The 17172-nt window shown below is 58.5% G+C and carries 16 protein-coding genes; 4 read left to right on the plus strand and 12 right to left on the minus strand.

What is annotated here, in order from left to right; genetic code table 11:
• Position 1: 1 nt before the first annotated feature.
• Positions 2-664 (minus strand): hypothetical protein, encoded by a 663-nt coding sequence (locus tag IPI58_09600; GenBank protein ID QQR69056.1) that lies wholly within the window; start codon positions 662-664, stop codon positions 2-4.
• A 452-nt stretch (positions 665-1116) separates the two neighbouring features.
• On the opposite strand from IPI58_09600, the gene IPI58_09605 reads away from it, so the two are divergent.
• The gene (locus IPI58_09605) at positions 1117-2055 is read left to right on the plus strand and encodes a transposase (GenBank protein QQR69057.1); all 939 of its coding nucleotides are present in this window, start codon (positions 1117-1119) and stop codon (positions 2053-2055) included.
• 17 nt (positions 2056-2072) lie between these two features.
• Here IPI58_09605 and IPI58_09610 read toward each other — a convergent pair whose 3' ends face one another.
• The 8 genes from IPI58_09610 to IPI58_09645 form a co-directional block, all read right to left on the minus strand.
• On the minus strand, positions 2073-3041 hold the full coding sequence (locus IPI58_09610) for a type II secretion system F family protein (protein ID QQR69058.1): 969 nt from the start codon (positions 3039-3041) through the stop codon (positions 2073-2075).
• Between the two features lie 12 nt (positions 3042-3053).
• Positions 3054-4112, minus strand: coding sequence for a type II secretion system F family protein (locus IPI58_09615; protein ID QQR69059.1), 1059 nt, complete (start codon positions 4110-4112; stop codon positions 3054-3056).
• Positions 4109-5737: a CpaF family protein gene (locus IPI58_09620; GenBank protein ID QQR70104.1), complete on the minus strand. Its 1629-nt coding sequence runs from the start codon at positions 5735-5737 to the stop codon at positions 4109-4111. The genes IPI58_09615 and IPI58_09620 overlap by 4 nt, the downstream gene beginning before the upstream one ends.
• 101 nt (positions 5738-5838) lie before the next feature.
• Positions 5839-7068 carry a hypothetical protein gene (locus IPI58_09625; GenBank protein ID QQR69060.1) on the minus strand — a complete coding sequence of 410 codons (1230 nt, stop codon included), beginning with the start codon at positions 7066-7068 and terminating at the stop codon, positions 5839-5841.
• A 26-nt stretch (positions 7069-7094) separates the two neighbouring features.
• Complete coding sequence (locus IPI58_09630) at positions 7095-7499, minus strand: hypothetical protein (GenBank protein QQR69061.1); 405 nt, start codon at positions 7497-7499, stop codon at positions 7095-7097.
• A 12-nt stretch (positions 7500-7511) separates the two neighbouring features.
• A complete protein-coding gene (locus IPI58_09635) occupies positions 7512-8927 on the minus strand; it encodes a type II and III secretion system protein family protein (protein QQR69062.1) in 1416 nt (471 codons plus the stop codon).
• A gap of 5 nt (positions 8928-8932) precedes the next feature.
• A complete protein-coding gene (cpaB, locus tag IPI58_09640; GenBank protein QQR69063.1) occupies positions 8933-10090 on the minus strand; it encodes a Flp pilus assembly protein CpaB in 1158 nt (385 codons plus the stop codon).
• Between the two features lie 14 nt (positions 10091-10104).
• Positions 10105-10659, minus strand: a complete 555-nt coding sequence (locus tag IPI58_09645) for a prepilin peptidase (protein ID QQR69064.1) — start codon at positions 10657-10659, stop codon at positions 10105-10107.
• Positions 10660-10970: 311 nt separating this feature from the next.
• Between IPI58_09645 and IPI58_09650 the strand changes: the two genes are divergently transcribed.
• Positions 10971-11993, plus strand: coding sequence for a polyprenyl synthetase family protein (locus tag IPI58_09650; GenBank protein QQR69065.1), 1023 nt, complete (start codon positions 10971-10973; stop codon positions 11991-11993).
• 7 nt (positions 11994-12000) lie between these two features.
• On the opposite strand, the gene IPI58_09655 is transcribed toward IPI58_09650, so the two are convergent.
• Positions 12001-12879, minus strand: coding sequence for a phosphoribosylaminoimidazolesuccinocarboxamide synthase (locus tag IPI58_09655; protein QQR69066.1), 879 nt, complete (start codon positions 12877-12879; stop codon positions 12001-12003).
• A gap of 358 nt (positions 12880-13237) precedes the next feature.
• Between IPI58_09655 and fabI the strand changes: the two genes are divergently transcribed.
• Both fabI and IPI58_09665 read left to right on the plus strand, forming a co-directional pair.
• Positions 13238-14023: an enoyl-ACP reductase FabI gene (gene fabI / locus IPI58_09660; GenBank protein QQR69067.1), complete on the plus strand. Its 786-nt coding sequence runs from the start codon at positions 13238-13240 to the stop codon at positions 14021-14023.
• 111 nt (positions 14024-14134) lie between these two features.
• Entirely contained in the window at positions 14135-15034 is a 900-nt protein-coding gene (locus tag IPI58_09665) for a mechanosensitive ion channel family protein (protein QQR69068.1), read from the plus strand.
• A gap of 7 nt (positions 15035-15041) precedes the next feature.
• Here the strand turns inward: IPI58_09665 and obgE are convergent, their stop codons facing one another.
• On the minus strand, positions 15042-16043 hold the full coding sequence (obgE, locus tag IPI58_09670) for a GTPase ObgE (GenBank protein ID QQR69069.1): 1002 nt from the start codon (positions 16041-16043) through the stop codon (positions 15042-15044).
• A gap of 304 nt (positions 16044-16347) precedes the next feature.
• Positions 16348-17109, minus strand: coding sequence for a site-specific integrase (locus tag IPI58_09675; protein ID QQR69070.1), 762 nt, complete (start codon positions 17107-17109; stop codon positions 16348-16350).
• Positions 17110-17172: the final 63 nt, after the last annotated feature.

Raw genomic sequence — 17172 nt, forward strand, 5'->3', positions numbered from 1 at the left:
CCTAGTCTTCCTCATCGGCGGAATCCATGCCGCCGATCATCATGTCATGCTCGGTGATGCGGATCAGTCCTTGCGTCGTGATTTCCATCTTGGTGCGGAAGATACAGTTTTGAAACAGCATCGCCGCCGCCACTGTGTAAATGCCGTTCGATTCAATATTCAGCACGCGGGGAGGACAGATGCCCTGCACGGTTCGGACACGTTCGGCCATTTTCTCTTGCTCTTGCGGACTGGCACCTTGGTCGGCGGCTTCCTGAGCGGCCTTTTCCGGGGTCATATCTTCAAGCTTTTCGACCACCGCCATCGGGCCATGCGTGCCGACCACGCAGGCAAAGAAAAAACCGACATAAGAGGGGATGTTCCCAGCATCTAAAATCAAGGGCGCCCATTCGTTGGCCGTATATATCGGGCGGTTGGTCCCGTCCAGGACCAAGGTCGCTTCCTCTTCCTCGCAGCCCGGCTTATGCAAGGCATAGATGCTGGCTTGCGGATTCTGGCTGGGGTCGGTCAGTTCATAGAAAACATATTGATCGTAAAAAGCCAATTTTGCCTGGCGTACGCGGATGACGGCGGGCTTCATGTCCACATCCTTCAGATGCGGCATGATCTCGGCCACCACGCGCATGCCTTCCATGCGCTCCATTTGCCTCCAATTAATATGCATGCTGACACGACTCCAATAGCGGGAAGGACCACCGTATTTTGGCACAGGATTCCACGCCGGACCACCACCGAATTGTGCTTATTAGTCACTGGTCACACAGCTTGGAATGCTTGGTGGCTGCATGCGTGAACATTCTAACCCGCAGCACTATCGGCCAAGACAGGAGATGGACTCCCGCCTTCGCGGGAGTGACGCATGGGGAGAGGGAGGCTCACAACAAGGCATGCTCTATTCATATAAAAATGACCCTCTCAACCTGTCATGCCCGCGCAGGTGTATTATACCGCCTGGTTGTATAGACAAACCATCTCTCTGCCGAGGGGTAGAGTATCTTGAACAGCGGGGTTGGCATGCAGATTAGATTGCACGCGAATGCGCGGACGACGCCCAGACAGAGGGCGTATATACAGCAGAGCAAGGCCTCGGTGGCGAGACTGGCCGAGGAGCTTGGCGTGTCGGAGACGGTCATCCGCCGGTGGCGGGCGCGAGATGACGTTCATGACCGCTCCAGCAAGCGCCATAACCTCAATCAAAGCACCAACATGGTCGAGGAAGAGTTGATCATCGGCTTGCGACAGGAGGTTGGGCTCAGTTTCGACGACATCACCGAGGTCATGCGGCGCTGCGTCAACCCGCGCTTGTCACGCAGCGCGATCGTGCGGTGTTTGCACCGTCGAGGCGCGGCGGCGCGTGCCCCAGAAGCAAGCGATGCCGCGCCTCGACCCGGCCGCTTCCCGGACGTCCCCTGCGGGTTCATTCACATAGATCTCAAGCATCTCACCCGCCTGCAAGGCAAGCCCAGCTTCATCTTCATGGCCGTCGACCGGGCGACCCGCTTCGCCCACATTGAGGTCATCCCTGCCCGCGATGCGGTCACCGTCGCGGGCTGCCTGGAGCGCTTCCTGGCCGCCTTCCCCCATAAGGTTCACACGATCCTGACCGACAACGGCAGCGAGTTCACCGACCGCTTCGGCGGTGCCCGCTGGACGCCCCAGGGCCGCACGCCCACCGGCAACCACCCCTTCGACCGCGTCTGCGCCGCCCACGGCATCGACCATCGACTGACCAAGCCCTTCCATCCCCAGACCAACGGCATGGTCGAACGCTTCAACCGACGCATCGCCGAGGCCCTCCGCACATGCCCCGCCGCAGCATCCAATCAGGGCAAAAACAAGTTCCTCTCCCACGACCAGCGCAACGCCTTCCTCCACACCTTCGTTGCCAACTACAACAAAACGCGCCTACGATGCCTCAACTACACTGATCCTATCTCTCGCCTACTCAACCTGGCGGAAGACAACACGCAGGCGGGCATCCATCACCTGTCTTTCACGCTGTCGCTGAATCGCAGATTCTTCATCTCCATCACAGCGGCTGACGCCGCTTCATAGATATTTGTGAACAGTGCCTAGCCTTTATTCATGGTGTCGATGACACGCAGTGCGGCAGGGCCGATCAGGACAGAAAACAGGGGCGGCAAGATAAAAATAATCATGGGCACGGTCAGGATCACCGGCAGCTTAGCGGCGCGTTCTTCGGCCTTCATCATGCGTTCTTCGCGCATTTCGGCGGCCAGAACGCGCAAAGCCTGGGCCAGTGGCGTGCCATAGCGTTCCGTCTGGACCAGGGTGTTCACGAGAGCCTGGATGCCTGGCAGCGGTACGCGCTCATTCAAATTGGCCAGGGCCTTGTGACGCTCGGGCAAGAACCCCAACTCGATGCCGGTCAAGCCGACTTCCTCGCTCAATTCGGGACAAGCGACGGCCATTTCGCGGCTGACGCGATCCAGTGCGGCGTCCAGGCTTAATCCCGCCTCGGCGCAGATCACCAAAAGATCAAAGCCATCGGGCAGAAATTTTCGCAGAATGCTCAGGCGCTTTTGTTGAGCGTTTTTCAGATACAATTCAGGCAAAAAGTAACTGGCGATGGTGACCAGAAAGCACAAGACGAAAGCTTGTGGCTTGCTCATCTCCCAGACTTGCAGCACAAAGACCATCAGCGCCACGCCTGCGCCGCCGAGCATGGGCGCGAAGACGCGCACAAACATATAGATAATCAGCGACTCCTGAGACCGCCAACCCGCGCGCGCCAGCTTCATGCGGATTTCGTTGGCGGTGTTGCCTTTGGCCAGTTTGAGTTTTTCCACCACGTTCTTCATCATGCCGATACGCTGCGCGACCATATTCTTGCGACGTGACGGCCTGGCGCTGATGGCGGCATGCATGGCCGAGCGGCGGTCTTGTAGGCTCTTTAGACGCTGCGGCAGAGGGTCCTTGTCCAGTAAGGCGCGCCATACCAGAAACACCACCACCAAGGCCGAGCCGCCAAACAGAAAAGTGATTGTCTGGTCGTCTAGGTTGGTGATGAAGTCGAACATGGCTTCTTCCTCCTAGATCTCGAACTTGACCATGCGGCCCATGACGAAGAATCCCGTCATCAGCCAGCATAATGCGCCGCCACCCACGATATTGCCGCGCGGATCGTCGATCAGTGTCATGACATAACTGGGATTCACCAACATCAGCAGGCAAAACATCAGAAAGGGCAATGATCCCAAGATCATCGCGCTTGCGCGTGCCTCGGACGACATGGCGCGGATCTTCATCTTCATCTGCTGACGTCGGCGCAACAGGTCGGACAGGTTGCCCAATGTCTCGGCCAGATTACCGCCCGTCTCGCGCTGAATGGCCATGGCGATAATCAGAAAGCGAAACTCGGCGATATCCAGACGTTTCTCGACCTCCCACATGGCGTCCTCCATGCTGCTGCCCAGATGGATGCGGTCGGCGATATGGCGAAACTCGACGCCGACGGGATCTCTCATCTCTCGCCCGACGCTGGCGATGGACTCGGAAACCGGCAGGCCCGAACGCAATCCACGGCAGATGGAGTCGATGGCCTCGGGAAAATCCTTCAGGAACTTCAAACACCGCTTTTCGCCCATGCGGTTGATGATCTTGTGCGGCAGGAACAGTCCGCCGGCAAGTCCCGCAAGGCTCATCGTCGTGGGATTAAAGCCCACCGATAAAGCGGCGATCATGGCCGATACCATGCCTGATATCACGATCATGATGCCGTAGGTGCCAAAGCCGATATCTTTGCCTGTACGGTCCAGCCTTGCGCGCAGACGTGCCGGGTTAGGCATGACGGCGCGTGTGAATTTGCCCCAAGGCGTCAGCTTTGCCCCGGTATAGTTCCGGCGCGTTAGGCCGCTTGCAACTTTGACGCCCGTGCGGCGCGAGGTGATGGCTTGGTGATCCGAAACCTGTTTCAGCCGTCTTTGTAAGGCGGCATCGTTGCCGCCTGTCATCATCATGATGATGATAAGCAAACAAACGGCACCGCCGCCCATGATAACCCAGATCGGATCAATGGCGGCAAGGCTATTGGCGCTGACGGCTGCGTCGGCGACTGCGGCGGCGACAGGGGCGGGTGCGGTGTCTGTCATCGTTGATGATCCTTGTCTCGCTCATGGTCGCGGGAGGAACGTCCGGGCGGCTCGCCGCGCGTATCGGCGAACATGGCTTCCAACAGGGGTTTCTCTAGCCCGAAATACGACGCCTTGGGCGCGAAATGCGGATGCAAACCGCTGGATCTATAGATGACGTTTAGCTTGCCATCGGCGGTCTCGCCATCAACTTCGCAGGTGAACAAGTCCTGCATGGTGACCACCTCGCCCTCCATGCCGGTCACTTCGCTGATATAGGTGACACGGCGGCCCCCGTCGCGCATGCGGCTGACCTGTACGACAAGATCTATCGCCGATGCGATCTGTGTCCGCACGGCGCGCGGCGATAGGTTGACGCCGCCCAATCCCACCATATTTTCCAGACGCATCAAGGCTTCGCGCGGTCGGTTGGCGTGGACGGTGGATAAGGATCCGTCGTGGCCGGTGTTCATCGCCTGAAGCATATCGATGGCCTCGGCACCGCGAGTCTCGCCCAAGATGATACGGTCGGGGCGCATACGCAAAGCGTTCTTTAGCAAGTCGCGCATGGTGATTTCGCCATGTCCTTCTAAGTTCGCGGGCCGCGTTTCCAGGCGCACCACATGCGGCTGCTGCAATTGCAGCTCGGCGGCGTCTTCGATGGTCACGATGCGCTCGCCAGCGTCGATCATCTGCGAGATGGCGTTCAGCAACGTCGTCTTGCCCGATCCCGTACCGCCCGAGATCAAGATGTTCAACTTACAGCGTCCGGCGATCCGCAACACGGTGGCCATGGCGGGCGATATGCTGTTGAACTTTTGCATCACGTCCAGCGTGATCTTCTTCTTCGAGAACTTACGGATGGTGATGGTGGCGCCGTCGATCGCCAGAGGCGGGATAATGATATTGACGCGGCTGCCGTCCAAAAGTCGGGCATCGCAAAGCGGCGTGCTTTCGTCGATGCGGCGACCGATGGCGGTGACGATGCGCGTGGCGATGCTCATCACATGGCCGTTGTCGCGGAACTGCACATCGGATAACTGCAAACGCCCGGCTTTTTCGATATAGACCTGCTTGCAGCCATTGACCATGATCTCCGAGACGCTTTCCTCGGCCAGCAAAGGTTCCAAAGGTCCAAGGCCCAGCATGTCGTCCAGCATGCGGGTCACCAGCTCCTGGCGCTCGGTCGAGTTCAGCTGAATCTTTTGTTCGGCCAGCAATTCGACGATCAGCGTGCTGATATCCTTGGTTAGGTCGGCGCGGCTTAGCTTAGCGGCGGCGGCGGTATCGATGCGCTCCATCAAGATCGGCTGTAACCTGGTCTTGGCTTGATCGACCGTGGATCGTGTGGGCGTGGCTGGCCGCTGCGTGGCCTCGGCAGACGGCTGCGGGGACGGAGCCAAGACAACAGGCGCGGCGACAGGTGCCGCAGGGACCAAGTTTTCCAAGGGCTTGGTGGTGTCGAATGTGGGAACCATCGATGATGCGACAAGGGCAGGCTGTGCTTTGGGCGCTTCGGGCAGCAGGTCGTTGACCAAAAGAGTCAGCAGATCGCGTTGATCCAGCAAGGTCAGGCTGATTTGCTGTTCGGCCATCATCGGGCCCAACATGGCCTTAACCTCGCGCGCCACCTCGGCGCGGGGCATGGCGCGTTTGGCGGGATCCAAACGCTCTTTGATAAGAGGCAAAAACTTGTCCCGCAAGGCGGCTAGGGTGCTGATCGTGCTCATAGGCTCCCTTTCCTTCCTTATGCCGGCTTCTTGCCTATGCCGAACCAAGCGTTCTTGGTCGCGGTCTTGGGCGTGACGCCAGAGAGACGCTGTGCCAGTGGCCGCAAAGCGGTTACCAGCGGTGAATTGGGCATCACCTCGCCCAGGGCCTTGCCAAGATTGGCGGCTTCGCGCAATCCCTTGCCGTCGTCGGGCAACAGGTAATCCAGCTTGCCTTGGACGCCGCGTTCGAAGGTGGCCTGGTCGATCTGCTGGCGGCCCGCGTCACGATTGCCGCCATAGGCGGCCAGTATGCAAGGCGGAGGCGCGGTGCCTTCATTGCCCAGCCCCTTAAGCACATCTTTGACGCGGTTGATGTCGCGGATGCTGATGAGCGAAAAATCGCCGACCATCATCACTGAGTCCGCTTCGGCCAGGAAACTGCGCGCCCCGGGCAGAAGCCAGCGTGGCATGTCCAGCAAGATCATGTCGAAATGCCCGCGCAATTCGCGCAGCAGGGCGGAGCCGGCCATGGAATCGAAAATGAACGAGGCTTCTAACGCCTCCTCGCTGCCCAAGACGGAAAGTTTGTCGCTTTCGCTGATAAGCGAGCTAGCGACCATCAGCCCGTCCACGCGGGTCGGGGTTTCCAGCAATTCGCGCAATCCTCTGCCCGGCTCCAGGTCCAGTGCCAATGCGCTGATGCCGTAGTGCAGGTCCAGATCCCACAACAACGTGTTGATCTTAAGCTCATGGGCGCACAGCCATGCCACGTTGACCGCGACGGTGCTGGCACCCACGCCGCCGCGCGCGCCGCAGATGATGGTAAAACGCCCGGGTCTACGCTCGGCCGCCGCGCCGGTGATCGCGGCGCGCTGAGCCTTGTCCACCGTTGCCGCCAGCAGCTTGACGGATAGCGGCTTGACCAGATAATCCACGATGCCGTTGGCGAGCAGGTCATGATAGAGCCGCACATCGTTGATCGAGCCGATGGCGATGACCCGGGCGATATTGGCGCACATGGACGCGATGGGTAAAATATGCTCGACAGGGTCTTCGTGCCCGTCGATATCAACGACCAGGACACCCGGTGGCGTGGCGTTGCTTAGTAACTGTACGACAAGATCTGGGCCGCCATATTGCACTGTGGATTCGGGCATGGATTGTGAACGGGCGTAGTCTTGCAGGACCTTCGCCGACTCGTCGTCGGTAACGAAGGCCATGAATTCAGAATGCAAACTGGTCTTATCTTCATGACTGGATGACATGGCTCTATCTGGTATGGCCTCCTGCCTTAATCGTCTTCGTTGCCGGTGCTGGCTACTGACCGGTCCTGAACCGCCGGCGCGTTGGGATCAATCAGCGCCTTGGCTTTGCCAAGGCGGTAACGTTTGATGGCCCCGGCTGCCACGATGCCGTCGGCCACAGCAGGGTTATGTCCGCGCAGAAGGTCCTGGGGGTCTTCGACCATCGAGGCCAGATTGCGCGCGTTGGCGCATCCCCAATCGCTATAGACGGCGTTGGACAGATGATCCTGGTTATCGTCCGACCATTTGGCGCAATCGGGCGGTACGGCGATCTTGTTGCCCTTGGCGTCTTCGGTCACCAGAATGCGGTAACGCGGCGTATTGGGGGCTTGGCTGTCCGTCAGGCAGGAAGACAGCGTCAGCATCAGGGCAATCAGGCAAAAGATGCGCATGTCGGTTTCCTCCTAGTCCAAAACAAAGCCGACCGGACCGTTCAGCTTGGCGGGCGGGCCGGCCAGAGCGGCACCCTCCTCCTCGCGGCGGCTGGTGGCCAGATTGCCCAGCAGAACGCGGCTGAAATCGTCCGGCGGCGTGTGCAGATTATCCGTCGGCGCGATCGGGCTGGTGGGATCGGAGACGGGCTTGACGATGTAGGGCGTGACGATGATCACCAATTCGCTTTCGCCAGACTGGAAATTATTCGAGCGGAACAAGCCTCCCAGCACGGGCAGGTCGCCCAAGAAGGGATATTTGCTGTTGTCTTGCGTCACGTCGCGCTGCAGCAGGCCGCCGATGGCAAAGCTTTGCCCGCTGCCGACTTCGATCGTCGTCTCGGCGCGGCGGGTGACCAGACCCGGCACGATGATATTGTTCAGTTTGACCGAGCCTGTATCCGATAACTGGCTAACTTCGGGCCGCACATGCAGATTGATTAGCTTGTCGTCCAAAATGGTGGGTGTGAAGGCCAGCGAGACGCCGTATTGGCGAAATTCGATGCCGAATGTGCCATTCGATTGCGGCACGACGATCGGGAACTCGCCGCCTGCCAGGAAGCTGGCGGTTTCGCCGGACATGGAGGTCAGATTCGGTTCGGCCAACATCGTGACGAGGCCTTCTTCGGCCAAGGCATCGACCAAGGTGTTGATGTCGCGTGTGCCGCGATTATTCGTATAGCGCAGTCCTAAGCCTCCCTCATTATTGGGACGGTTCAGCGCGGCAAGGCCGCTTTCGCCAACCAGCAAGGGCGCAATGCCCGTGGCAAAACGCAGATTGAAGCTGCCGAAGGTGGTCAGGGTTTCCCAGTTGATGCCAAAGCGTTTGTTGATATTGCGCGAGACCTCGGCCACGCGGACGCGCAGATTCACTTGGCGACGCACGTTATCGACGGTGACGCGATTGATCATCTTGCCGCGCTGACCGCGCTCGTTCAAAGGCACGAAACGGTCGGCATGCGCGCGCACATTCTCGGCTTCCGTGGCCGTGGGCACGCGCCCCTTAATGAGAAGGCCATCGGGCAGATATTCGCCCTCCAGGTCTTTGCCTTGAGGCAGTTTATCAAGATCGGCGCGCAAATTTTCAGGTTCGCGTGAGACGATCACGCGATAATTGGCCTGGACCTGATGGTTCTTGCCGGTCACCACCACCGTTGTCTCGCCGGGTTTAAGGCCAAAGACCATGACCCGCTGGGGCGACAACACCTGAACATCGGCCACCTTGGGATTGGCGGTGAAGACCGATGTCGCGGGTAGCGGCACACGGATCAAGGTGCCCTTGTCCACGCCGATGGACAGGATCTTCGGGGCATCCTCTGCCACAGCCGTCGCTGGGATCGCGGCCAACAAGCCCCAAGCCAGCACAAGCGAGATCGCAAGACGTTTCATGGGTCTTAAGGCTCCTCATCCCGATATTTGAAGGTCATTTCCTTGACCTGGTTGCCCCGCTGCACCAGAACCTTGTGTGTGCTGGAGTCCTTGTCGGAGGGTTTGGGCAGGACGTTGCTGATGTCGCTGTCCCAGGTATAACTGGCATCGCCGGAAACGGGGGACGCCGCGCCGCCTTCAACGCCATGCGGCAGCTTCTCGGCTAGCTTACTGATGTCCAGGTCACTGGCCTTGATGGCATAGGAAACGGGCGAGGAAGATACAGCTCCGGCCTCATTTGTGCTCGTTGTGGATGCCGTGGCATCTGAGGCAGGGCTGGGGGGTGCGGCAGAACCATCCAGATCAGCGGCTTGTTTGGCCGCTTCCTCAGGCGTCACGGTGACGGTCTCGGTCTCGACCTTGGTGGTATCGGCCTTCAAGCTGCGCAAAGACAGTGACAACTGGCCCAACTCCGTCACCAGGGCCAGTTGTTCCGCCTGTTTGGGCGTCACTTCCAGCGTGGCGACTTTGGCCGTCGTGGGTTCGTTGCTGATGCCTTTCTTTTTGCTGTCGCCATCTTTGTCCTTGTCGGCGTTATTTTTTGTGCTGCCTGCAAAATCATCTGTGCGGCTGTCCAATGCCAGAACGCGCACATTTGTGATGACGGTCTCGCTGGCGCGGCGTTGAGGAAGGCTGGCGTCTTCCGTGCGGTTCCAGGTATGCGTCAGAATCACATCCACCTTATCTCCGGGATAGATCAGGCCCGACAGTCCACTGACGGGCGTGACCGGCACCGACAAGGCGCGCATTCCTTCGGACAGCATGGCGGCCAGGAAGCCGCGCTCGCCGGGTTTGACCAGCTTGCCTTCCACCACCGGCTCGCCCGGGCGCATGCCTTGACGCACCACGGCACCCGCGAATTCGTCCAATTTGCGATCTTTGTCTTGCAGCAGGCTTTCATTCAGCGATTCCGCAGGCCAGATTTGCCAGCGCAGACTGTCTTTTTGCACGATGGCCCCCGTTGTCAGGGGTTTGGCGGCGACCATCACCTTGACCGGCGGCGGTCCCTTGGCGGCTTCGGCCACGGGCTGTTGTCGCTTTCCTGCCAATGTGCGCGCGGCCTGGACGGTGCCCAAGACGACGACGGCTGCGATTACCAGCAGGATAATTTGTTTGGGATTCATGATTGATCCTCCCTCTACTTAGCCGTCAGCACGGATAACGCCAGCCCAGCCAGCACCGTGCTGGCTCCGGCGGCGATCGCCACGCCATAGGGAATGCGAGTCTTGAATGTGAAGTCCGGCGTCAGTTCCGGCTTTCCTTCCATTTTGTCCGGTTCAGCGTCCGTCTTGGCGGAGGGGAACCACAGTGTGCGCGCAACGGTCATGCAGACCAGCGCCATGGCCACTACCCCACCGGCTAGGGCCGTGATGATCAGATACGCCACGATGTCCGAAGGCCCAGCCCATATACCGGCCGCCGCCAGCATTTTGGCATCGCCGCCGCCAAATTTGCCGGTGCGATAGGCCAATGCGCCAAACGCGAAAAGCGCGGCGGCAAAAGCCAGATTCCACCACCATTCCATCGGAACGGGACTGACCAGCACATAAAGCGGGAACAAAAGGACCAAGGCCAAACAATAGGCATTGGGAATGCGGAAGTGACGCACATCCTCGATCGCGGCGGCCAGCACCACGACGCCCGCGCCGCATAATATCCCAAGGGGCACCAGATGGTTGCTCAGCCCATCCATGCTCGGCTCTCCTGATATTTACCAATCTCATGCCCAGCACTAGAGGGTTTAGGTGAAAGTTCGGTTAACCAGACTCAACAAATGCTGTTGGATAAACGAAACGTGGTTTCATGCGGCTAGAAGAGGACATCATGCCGCAGGCCGTATTTTTCTAGGACGAACCGCTGCCAAGCGGCGGAGATTCATCAAATCTCCACATCATTCTGCCTATTCCTGGGCTTTCCTTTCCGGCGGCTCGGGCCTAGGATGCTGCATGATGATGATCCGACATGGCGTCAGACTGATCCTTGTACGATAAAGGTTTTTTGTGGATGCCTTCCTCGTTTGCCGCTTCTTCCTTTCGTAACGACCGGATGCCGGACGCGCTGGCGCGCTTGGCGTCGCATCTGTCAGTCGAGATGGCGACCGTTGACCGGCTGATCCTGGAACATGTTTCGGGCAAGGTACCGTTAATAGGTCAGGTCGCGCGGCATTTGATCGCGGCTGGCGGTAAGCGCATCCGTCCTTTGCTGACTTTGGCCAGCGCAAGTCTGTTCGATGATCGCAGCGGTCGCGCCCATGCCTTGGCGGCCTGCGTGGAGTTCATCCACACAGCCACCTTGCTGCATGATGATGTGGTGGATGACAGCCACCAAAGACGGGGCAAACCTTCGGCAAACGCGGCTTTTGGCAATCCGGCCAGCATTCTGGTGGGGGATTTCTTGTTCAGCCGCGCCTTTCAGTTGATGGTCGCGGATGGCTCGCTTGAGGTGCTGAGGCTGCTGAGCGACACATCGGCCACCATCGCGCAAGGCGAGGTGCATCAACTGGCCGTGATGCATGATCTGGCGGCGGATGAGGAAAGCTATCTGCAGGTCATATCGGCCAAAACGGCGGCGCTGTTCGCCGCCGCCTGTGAGATCGGGGCCGTGATCGCCACAAGAAGCGAAGCCGAACGCGCGGCACTGCGCGCATACGGCATGGCGCTTGGCATCGCCTTTCAAATCATGGATGACGTGCTGGACTATGATTCAGGCAATACGACGCTGGGCAAAGAGTCGGGTCGTGATTTTCGTGAAGGCAAGCTGACATTACCCACGATCTATGCCTTGCGATCGGCGGGCACGGATGAACAGGCATTCTGGCGGCGCACGATGGGCGACCTGTCCCAGCAAGAAGGCGATTTAGAGCAAGCCTGCCGGTTGATCGAATCCTGCGGCGCGACCGAGCAGGCGCGCCAAAAGGCGAACGACTATGCCGCCGCCGCGCAAAAGGCGTTAGAGGGCCTGCCCGCCTCGCCCTTGCGCGATCTGCTGGGCGAGGTGGCGGCCTACACCGTCACTCGCCAGCATTGATCCGGTTTTAGATTGTGCACAAAAGCCGTTGGGCCTGAGCGTAACGCGCCGCCGTCTTTTGAATGACATCCTGGGGTAAGCGAGGGGCGGGAGGCTCTTTGTTCCATCCACTTGCCGTCAACCAATCGCGCACATATTGCTTGTCGAAGCTGGGTGGATTCCTGCCAACCTGATATTTGTTTGCGGACCAGAAACGCGATGAATCGGACGTCAGAGCCTCATCCATCAGAACAAGTTTGCCGTTCCTGTCGGTGCCGAACTCGAATTTGGTGTCGGCGATGATGATCCCTTTTCCCAGAGCATGCTTGGCGGCTTTGATGTACAGAGCCAGGCTGGCTGTGCGTACCTGCGCGGCCATGTCGGCCCCCAGAAGCTGCACGGTGTCGTCATAAGTGATGTTTTGATCATGCTCGCCAATGGCCGCCTTGGTGGAGGGGGTGTAGATCGGCTCGTCCAGCTTCTGCGCCAATTGCAAATGTTCTGGCAGGACGATACCACCCACTTGGCCCGTCTTTTGATAGTCGGACCAGCCCGAACCGATGATATAGCCCCGCACGATCGCCTCGACAGGCAGCGGTTTCAAGCGGCGCACCACCATGGATCGGTTGGCCGCCCAGGCCAACTCATTGGGATCTTCCAAGATGTTGGCAACAGAAATATCTTTGACCAGGTGATTGGGGATAACATTTTTCGTCAGGCCAAACCAGAACAAGGACATTTGGGTTAGCACCTCGCCTTTGCCGGGAATCGTATCGTCCAGCACCACGTCAAAGGCCGAAATGCGATCCGACGCGACCATCAGCATCAGATAGGGGTTGATCTCATACAAATCACGCACCTTGCCTGAATGCAGATGCTTGAGTGTCTTGATTTCTGGTTCGGACATCGATTCCCCCGATATCATTGTTGCTGAGTTCCGCACGCATAGAACGGACCTATTCCTGAGTCAAGATAATTGGAGTGACGCGAATGGAGTGGTGCCTATGTCCCGCTTTGCTGGGTGAACACGAAGCAATCCATGCCTTATTCGTAAGGGAACACGATCTCTAGCGAGAATTCCGTCCATCTGAGGTGACGATTGATGGCCATCATTAGAACTTCAGAACATGAATCCCTGCCGGCGGTTCCATGCGATACCGATTTGTTTGCCGACAACGACTTCTTAAGGGGTTCTGTGCTGTAATGTCGTGTGTTTTTCTGCTCGGCACCTGCGCCGCGCAATGACGCTCCATGGAGGAAACATCATGCCCAGCACAAGCCTACCCAGCGTGACACTTGAAGGCAAAAAAGGCCTGGTGTTGGGCATTGCCAATGAGTCCTCCATCGCCTTTGGCTGCGCCGAGGGTTTTCGTCGGTTGGGCGCGGATTTGGCGATCACTTATCTGAACGAAAAATCGAAGAGTTATGTGGAGCCTCTGGCCAACCGCTTGGGCACGGAATTGCTGCTGCCTTGCGATGTGCGCGAGCCGGGGCAGATGGAGGCTGTGTTCGATGCCATTCAGCAGAAATGGGGCAAGTTGGATTTCGCTTTGCATTCTATTGCCTTTGCGCCCAAGGAAGACCTGCAAGGCCGCGTCACCGATTGCAGCCGCGATGGGTTCTTGCTGGCGATGGACGTGTCCTGCCATTCCTTTATTCGCATGGCCAAGCTGGCCGAGCCGTTGATGACGGGTGGTGGCAGCCTGTTCACCATGAGCTATTACGGCGCCGAGAAAGTGGTGGAACACTATAATCTGATGGGCCCGGTCAAGGCCGCCCTCGAAGCCAGCGTGCGTTATCTGGCGCATGAATTGGGGCCCAAGGGCATTCGCGTTCATGCCATTTCACCCGGTCCCATCCGCACCCGCGCGGCTTCGGGCATTGATCGCTTCGACGAGCTGATGGAGCACGCCGCCGCCCGTGCGCCCATGCATAAGCTGGTTTCGGTGGAAGATGTCGGCATGGCCACGGCCCTGCTGGCGACCGATGCCGCTTCCTTGATCACGGGCGAGACCATGTATGTGGATGGCGGTCAGCACATCATCGATTGAGGCGACAAAAAGACCGTTACATAGACGCCGAAAGCAAAAGAACATGCGGGTAACGCCCGACTTCTGGCGTAAGCTGGCGTCCATGAAACAGTGTCAGTCGTGATGATCCAGATGGAATACCCTCCTTTGTTGCTGCAGGCCCAAAAGGCCGGATCCGCCTTGTGGGAACACCTGGCTCCGCGCCTGGGTTCGACGGCGGTCGCCTTATTGGTGGCTGTTGTGGTGGCCTTGGTCCTCAGGCGCGTCACCTATCGCATGGTGCAGATGTTCTTGCGGCATGACAGCCGCAGCGCAAGGCTGCGGACTTTGGTGCCGTTGCTGCATCATGTGGTTCTGGTGATCGTCTATGTCATCATCGGCCTTGTGGTTCTGTCGTCTTTGGGCATCGACGTGACGCCGATTCTGGCCAGCGCCGGGGTAGTCGGCGTGGCCGTTGGCTTTGGATCGCAAACCCTCGTCAAGGATTGCATCACGGGACTGTTCATCCTGATCGAAGACACGATCGCCGTGGGCGATGTGGTCAAAATCGCCGGATGCAGCGGTGTGGTCGAACGCCTCACCTTGCGCACCGTGCGTTTGCGCGATACCGAAGGCCGGATGCATATTATCCCGTTCAGCGAAGTGGGAATCGTGGTCAATATGACGCGCGATTTTTCCTATGCCTTGTTGGAAGTGGGGGTGTCCTATGACACCGATCTGCGCAGCGCCCTGGCGGTGATGGAAGACGTGGCCAACGGTATGCGCAACGATCCTATTTTTGCCGACATGATCCTAGAGCCCCTGGAAATCATGGGCGTGGACAAGCTGAACGACTATTCCATCCAGCTGCAATCGCGCATGAAGACCCGGCCCGGCAAACAATGGCAGGTGCGCCGTCAATTCAATCTGCTATTGCGCGAGCGTTTCTCGCGCGATGGCATCGAACTGCCTTTTCCTACCCGCATCAATATCAATCGTGCGGAGGCTCACGCCGAGGCCACGCCTTCCCGCCTTCCCGCCGATACGGATTGACGATCGCCTATTCCTCTTGCGGTGCGCTCACGGCCTTGAAGGCGGCGGCGATCACGGCAGGCATGCCGTCTTTGCTATAGGTGGAGATGGGGTAAATCTCGGTCTTGGCCAGCTTCTTGAGCGCGCGGGACTTGGCCTTGATTTCCTTATCCTCCAGCTGATCGCATTTGTTCAGCACCACGATCTCGGGCTTGTCCACGAATTCGGGATTAAAAGATTCCATCTCATGCCGAATGATGGCGTAGGACGCCGCCACATCCTCGGCGGTGCCGTCGATCACATGCACCAGAACCTTGGTGCGCTCGACATGGGATAGGAAACGGTCACCCAGACCCAATCCCTCATGCGCGCCTTCGATCAAGCCGGGAATATCGGCCATCACGAATTCTCGGTCCCCGTCCACGCGCACGACCCCCAAAATAGGAGCCAGTGTGGTGAAGGGGTAATCGGCGATCTTGGGCTTGGCGGCGGTGCATGCGGCCAGAAGCGAGGATTTCCCGGCATTGGGCAAGCCGACCAAGCCGACATCGGCAATCAGCTTGAGCCGCAGGCGCAAACGACGGATGATGCCCGTCTCGCCTGGCGTGAACTGGCGCGGAGCGCGATTGGTCGAGGATTTAAAGCGCGAATTGCCAAGCCCGCCATTCCCGCCTGGGAACAGCACAACCGGCGCATCGGCCTGGGCCACGTCCATCAGGACTTCATCGGTATCGGCGTCCAGGATCACGGTGCCCAGCGGCACATGCAGCACGCAATCCTTGCCGCGTGCCCCCGAACGGTCGCGGCCCGAGCCGGGCTGACCATTCTTGGCCTTGAAGTGTTGCTGATAGCGATAGTCGATCAACGTGTTAAGTCCCGTCGATCCTTGCACCAGGACATCGCCGCCACGCCCGCCATCGCCGCCATTCGGGCCGCCAAACGGAATGAATTTCTCGCGCCGAAAGCTGACACAGCCATGCCCGCCCGAGCCGCTGCGGACCTCAATCACCGCTTCATCTAGGAATCTCATGGAGGGATACTAGTGGATTTATTCGAAAAGTTAAAAGCAATCTGCTGATTTAGGTGGCGGTTTCGTTCTGTTGCGGTGGTGGGTTCACTGCCGCTCTCACCCCAACAAAAAACGGGCCGACGCAATCGCGTCTAGCCCGTTGTTTTTATTGGTGGAGCCGAGGAGGATCGAACTCCCGACCTCTACAATGCCATTGTACAGGTGTGGCAAAATTTAATAATCTTTTCGCTGATTTTTCAAGCTTTTTTCTTTCCTCGTTACCCAAAATACCGCTTTTGCTCTCACGGTTGCTCTCACTGTGCTCTCACCGAGAACTAGTCGTTCGTCCCAGGACATCCACGGCCGTGCGCAGATATTCCGGCCGGTGGTGGGCGTATTTCTCGGTGGTTCTTTGGATGCTGTGCCCCAGAACGCGTCCTATGAAAAACATATCAACCCCAGCTTTGGCCATGAGTGTTCCAGCCGTATGCCTTAGCGTGTGAGGCGTCACTCCGGTTAATCCAGCTCTGACGCAGGCGGCGGAAAACGACGTCTTGATATCGGCAACCGGTTGGCCATGATAGTGAATCACATAGGGGGTCTTCGGTGCATCGGCGTGCGCATCAACCAGGGCCTGGTGCAGCGTCTCATTCATCGGCACGATGGCGCGCTTCTTTGTTGTTTGCATTCGGCCCGGCGGGTTCAAATAGATCAGGCGACCCACAAGATCTATTTGGCACCACTTCAATTCCAGGATGGCACCCTTCCGCGATCCTGTGTTGATCGCGAGCAGCACGAAAAGTTTAAGGTGCGGCTCGTGACACGCTTCCAAAAGCGCGGATATCTCGGGTTCTTCCAAATGCCTGTCTTTCTCAGGTCCGGGCGGCGGCAGCACGATTTTAGGATGGCTTGTCAGCCGCCCATTTTTCACGGCATGGGAAAGGGCTGATGCAAGAACGGCCAGTTCCCGCCGGACGTAGTTGATGGACGCTGGCCGTGTGCCGTTTTTGACGCGCCTCTCTCTCTCGTACCGCTTGAGAGATTCTGGCGTAATGGAGGACACATAGGCGTTGGCATAAAACGCCATCAGATTTTCTACAGCGAAACCGACGGGTCCGGATGATGCCATCTCTCTGCCACGCTCTTGCGC

It is taken from the genome of Alphaproteobacteria bacterium (assembly GCA_016699305.1).
In the GTDB taxonomy this organism is placed as follows: Bacteria; Pseudomonadota; Alphaproteobacteria.

What these genes read in the sequence shown, in the direction of transcription:
- IPI58_09635 (QQR69062.1), bottom strand. Translation starts at nt 8,927, where the DNA reads ATGAAACGTCTTGCGATCTCGCTTGTGCTGGCTTGGGGCTTGTTGGCC.
- IPI58_09620 (QQR70104.1), bottom strand. Translation starts at nt 5,737, where the DNA reads ATGCCCCGCGCCGAGGTGGCGCGCGAGGTTAAGGCCATGTTGGGCCCG.
- obgE (QQR69069.1), bottom strand. Translation starts at nt 16,043, where the DNA reads ATGAGATTCCTAGATGAAGCGGTGATTGAGGTCCGCAGCGGCTCGGGC.
- IPI58_09610 (QQR69058.1), bottom strand. Translation starts at nt 3,041, where the DNA reads ATGTTCGACTTCATCACCAACCTAGACGACCAGACAATCACTTTTCTG.
- IPI58_09600 (QQR69056.1), bottom strand. Translation starts at nt 664, where the DNA reads ATGCATATTAATTGGAGGCAAATGGAGCGCATGGAAGGCATGCGCGTG.
- IPI58_09630 (QQR69061.1), bottom strand. Translation starts at nt 7,499, where the DNA reads ATGCGCATCTTTTGCCTGATTGCCCTGATGCTGACGCTGTCTTCCTGC.
- IPI58_09645 (QQR69064.1), bottom strand. Translation starts at nt 10,659, where the DNA reads ATGGATGGGCTGAGCAACCATCTGGTGCCCCTTGGGATATTATGCGGC.
- IPI58_09625 (QQR69060.1), bottom strand. Translation starts at nt 7,068, where the DNA reads ATGTCATCCAGTCATGAAGATAAGACCAGTTTGCATTCTGAATTCATG.
- IPI58_09665 (QQR69068.1), top strand. Translation starts at nt 14,135, where the DNA reads ATGGAATACCCTCCTTTGTTGCTGCAGGCCCAAAAGGCCGGATCCGCC.
- cpaB (QQR69063.1), bottom strand. Translation starts at nt 10,090, where the DNA reads ATGAATCCCAAACAAATTATCCTGCTGGTAATCGCAGCCGTCGTCGTC.
- IPI58_09675 (QQR69070.1), bottom strand. Translation starts at nt 17,109, where the DNA reads ATGGCGTTTTATGCCAACGCCTATGTGTCCTCCATTACGCCAGAATCT.
- IPI58_09650 (QQR69065.1), top strand. Translation starts at nt 10,971, where the DNA reads ATGCCTTCCTCGTTTGCCGCTTCTTCCTTTCGTAACGACCGGATGCCG.
- IPI58_09655 (QQR69066.1), bottom strand. Translation starts at nt 12,879, where the DNA reads ATGTCCGAACCAGAAATCAAGACACTCAAGCATCTGCATTCAGGCAAG.
- fabI (QQR69067.1), top strand. Translation starts at nt 13,238, where the DNA reads ATGCCCAGCACAAGCCTACCCAGCGTGACACTTGAAGGCAAAAAAGGC.
- IPI58_09615 (QQR69059.1), bottom strand. Translation starts at nt 4,112, where the DNA reads ATGACAGACACCGCACCCGCCCCTGTCGCCGCCGCAGTCGCCGACGCA.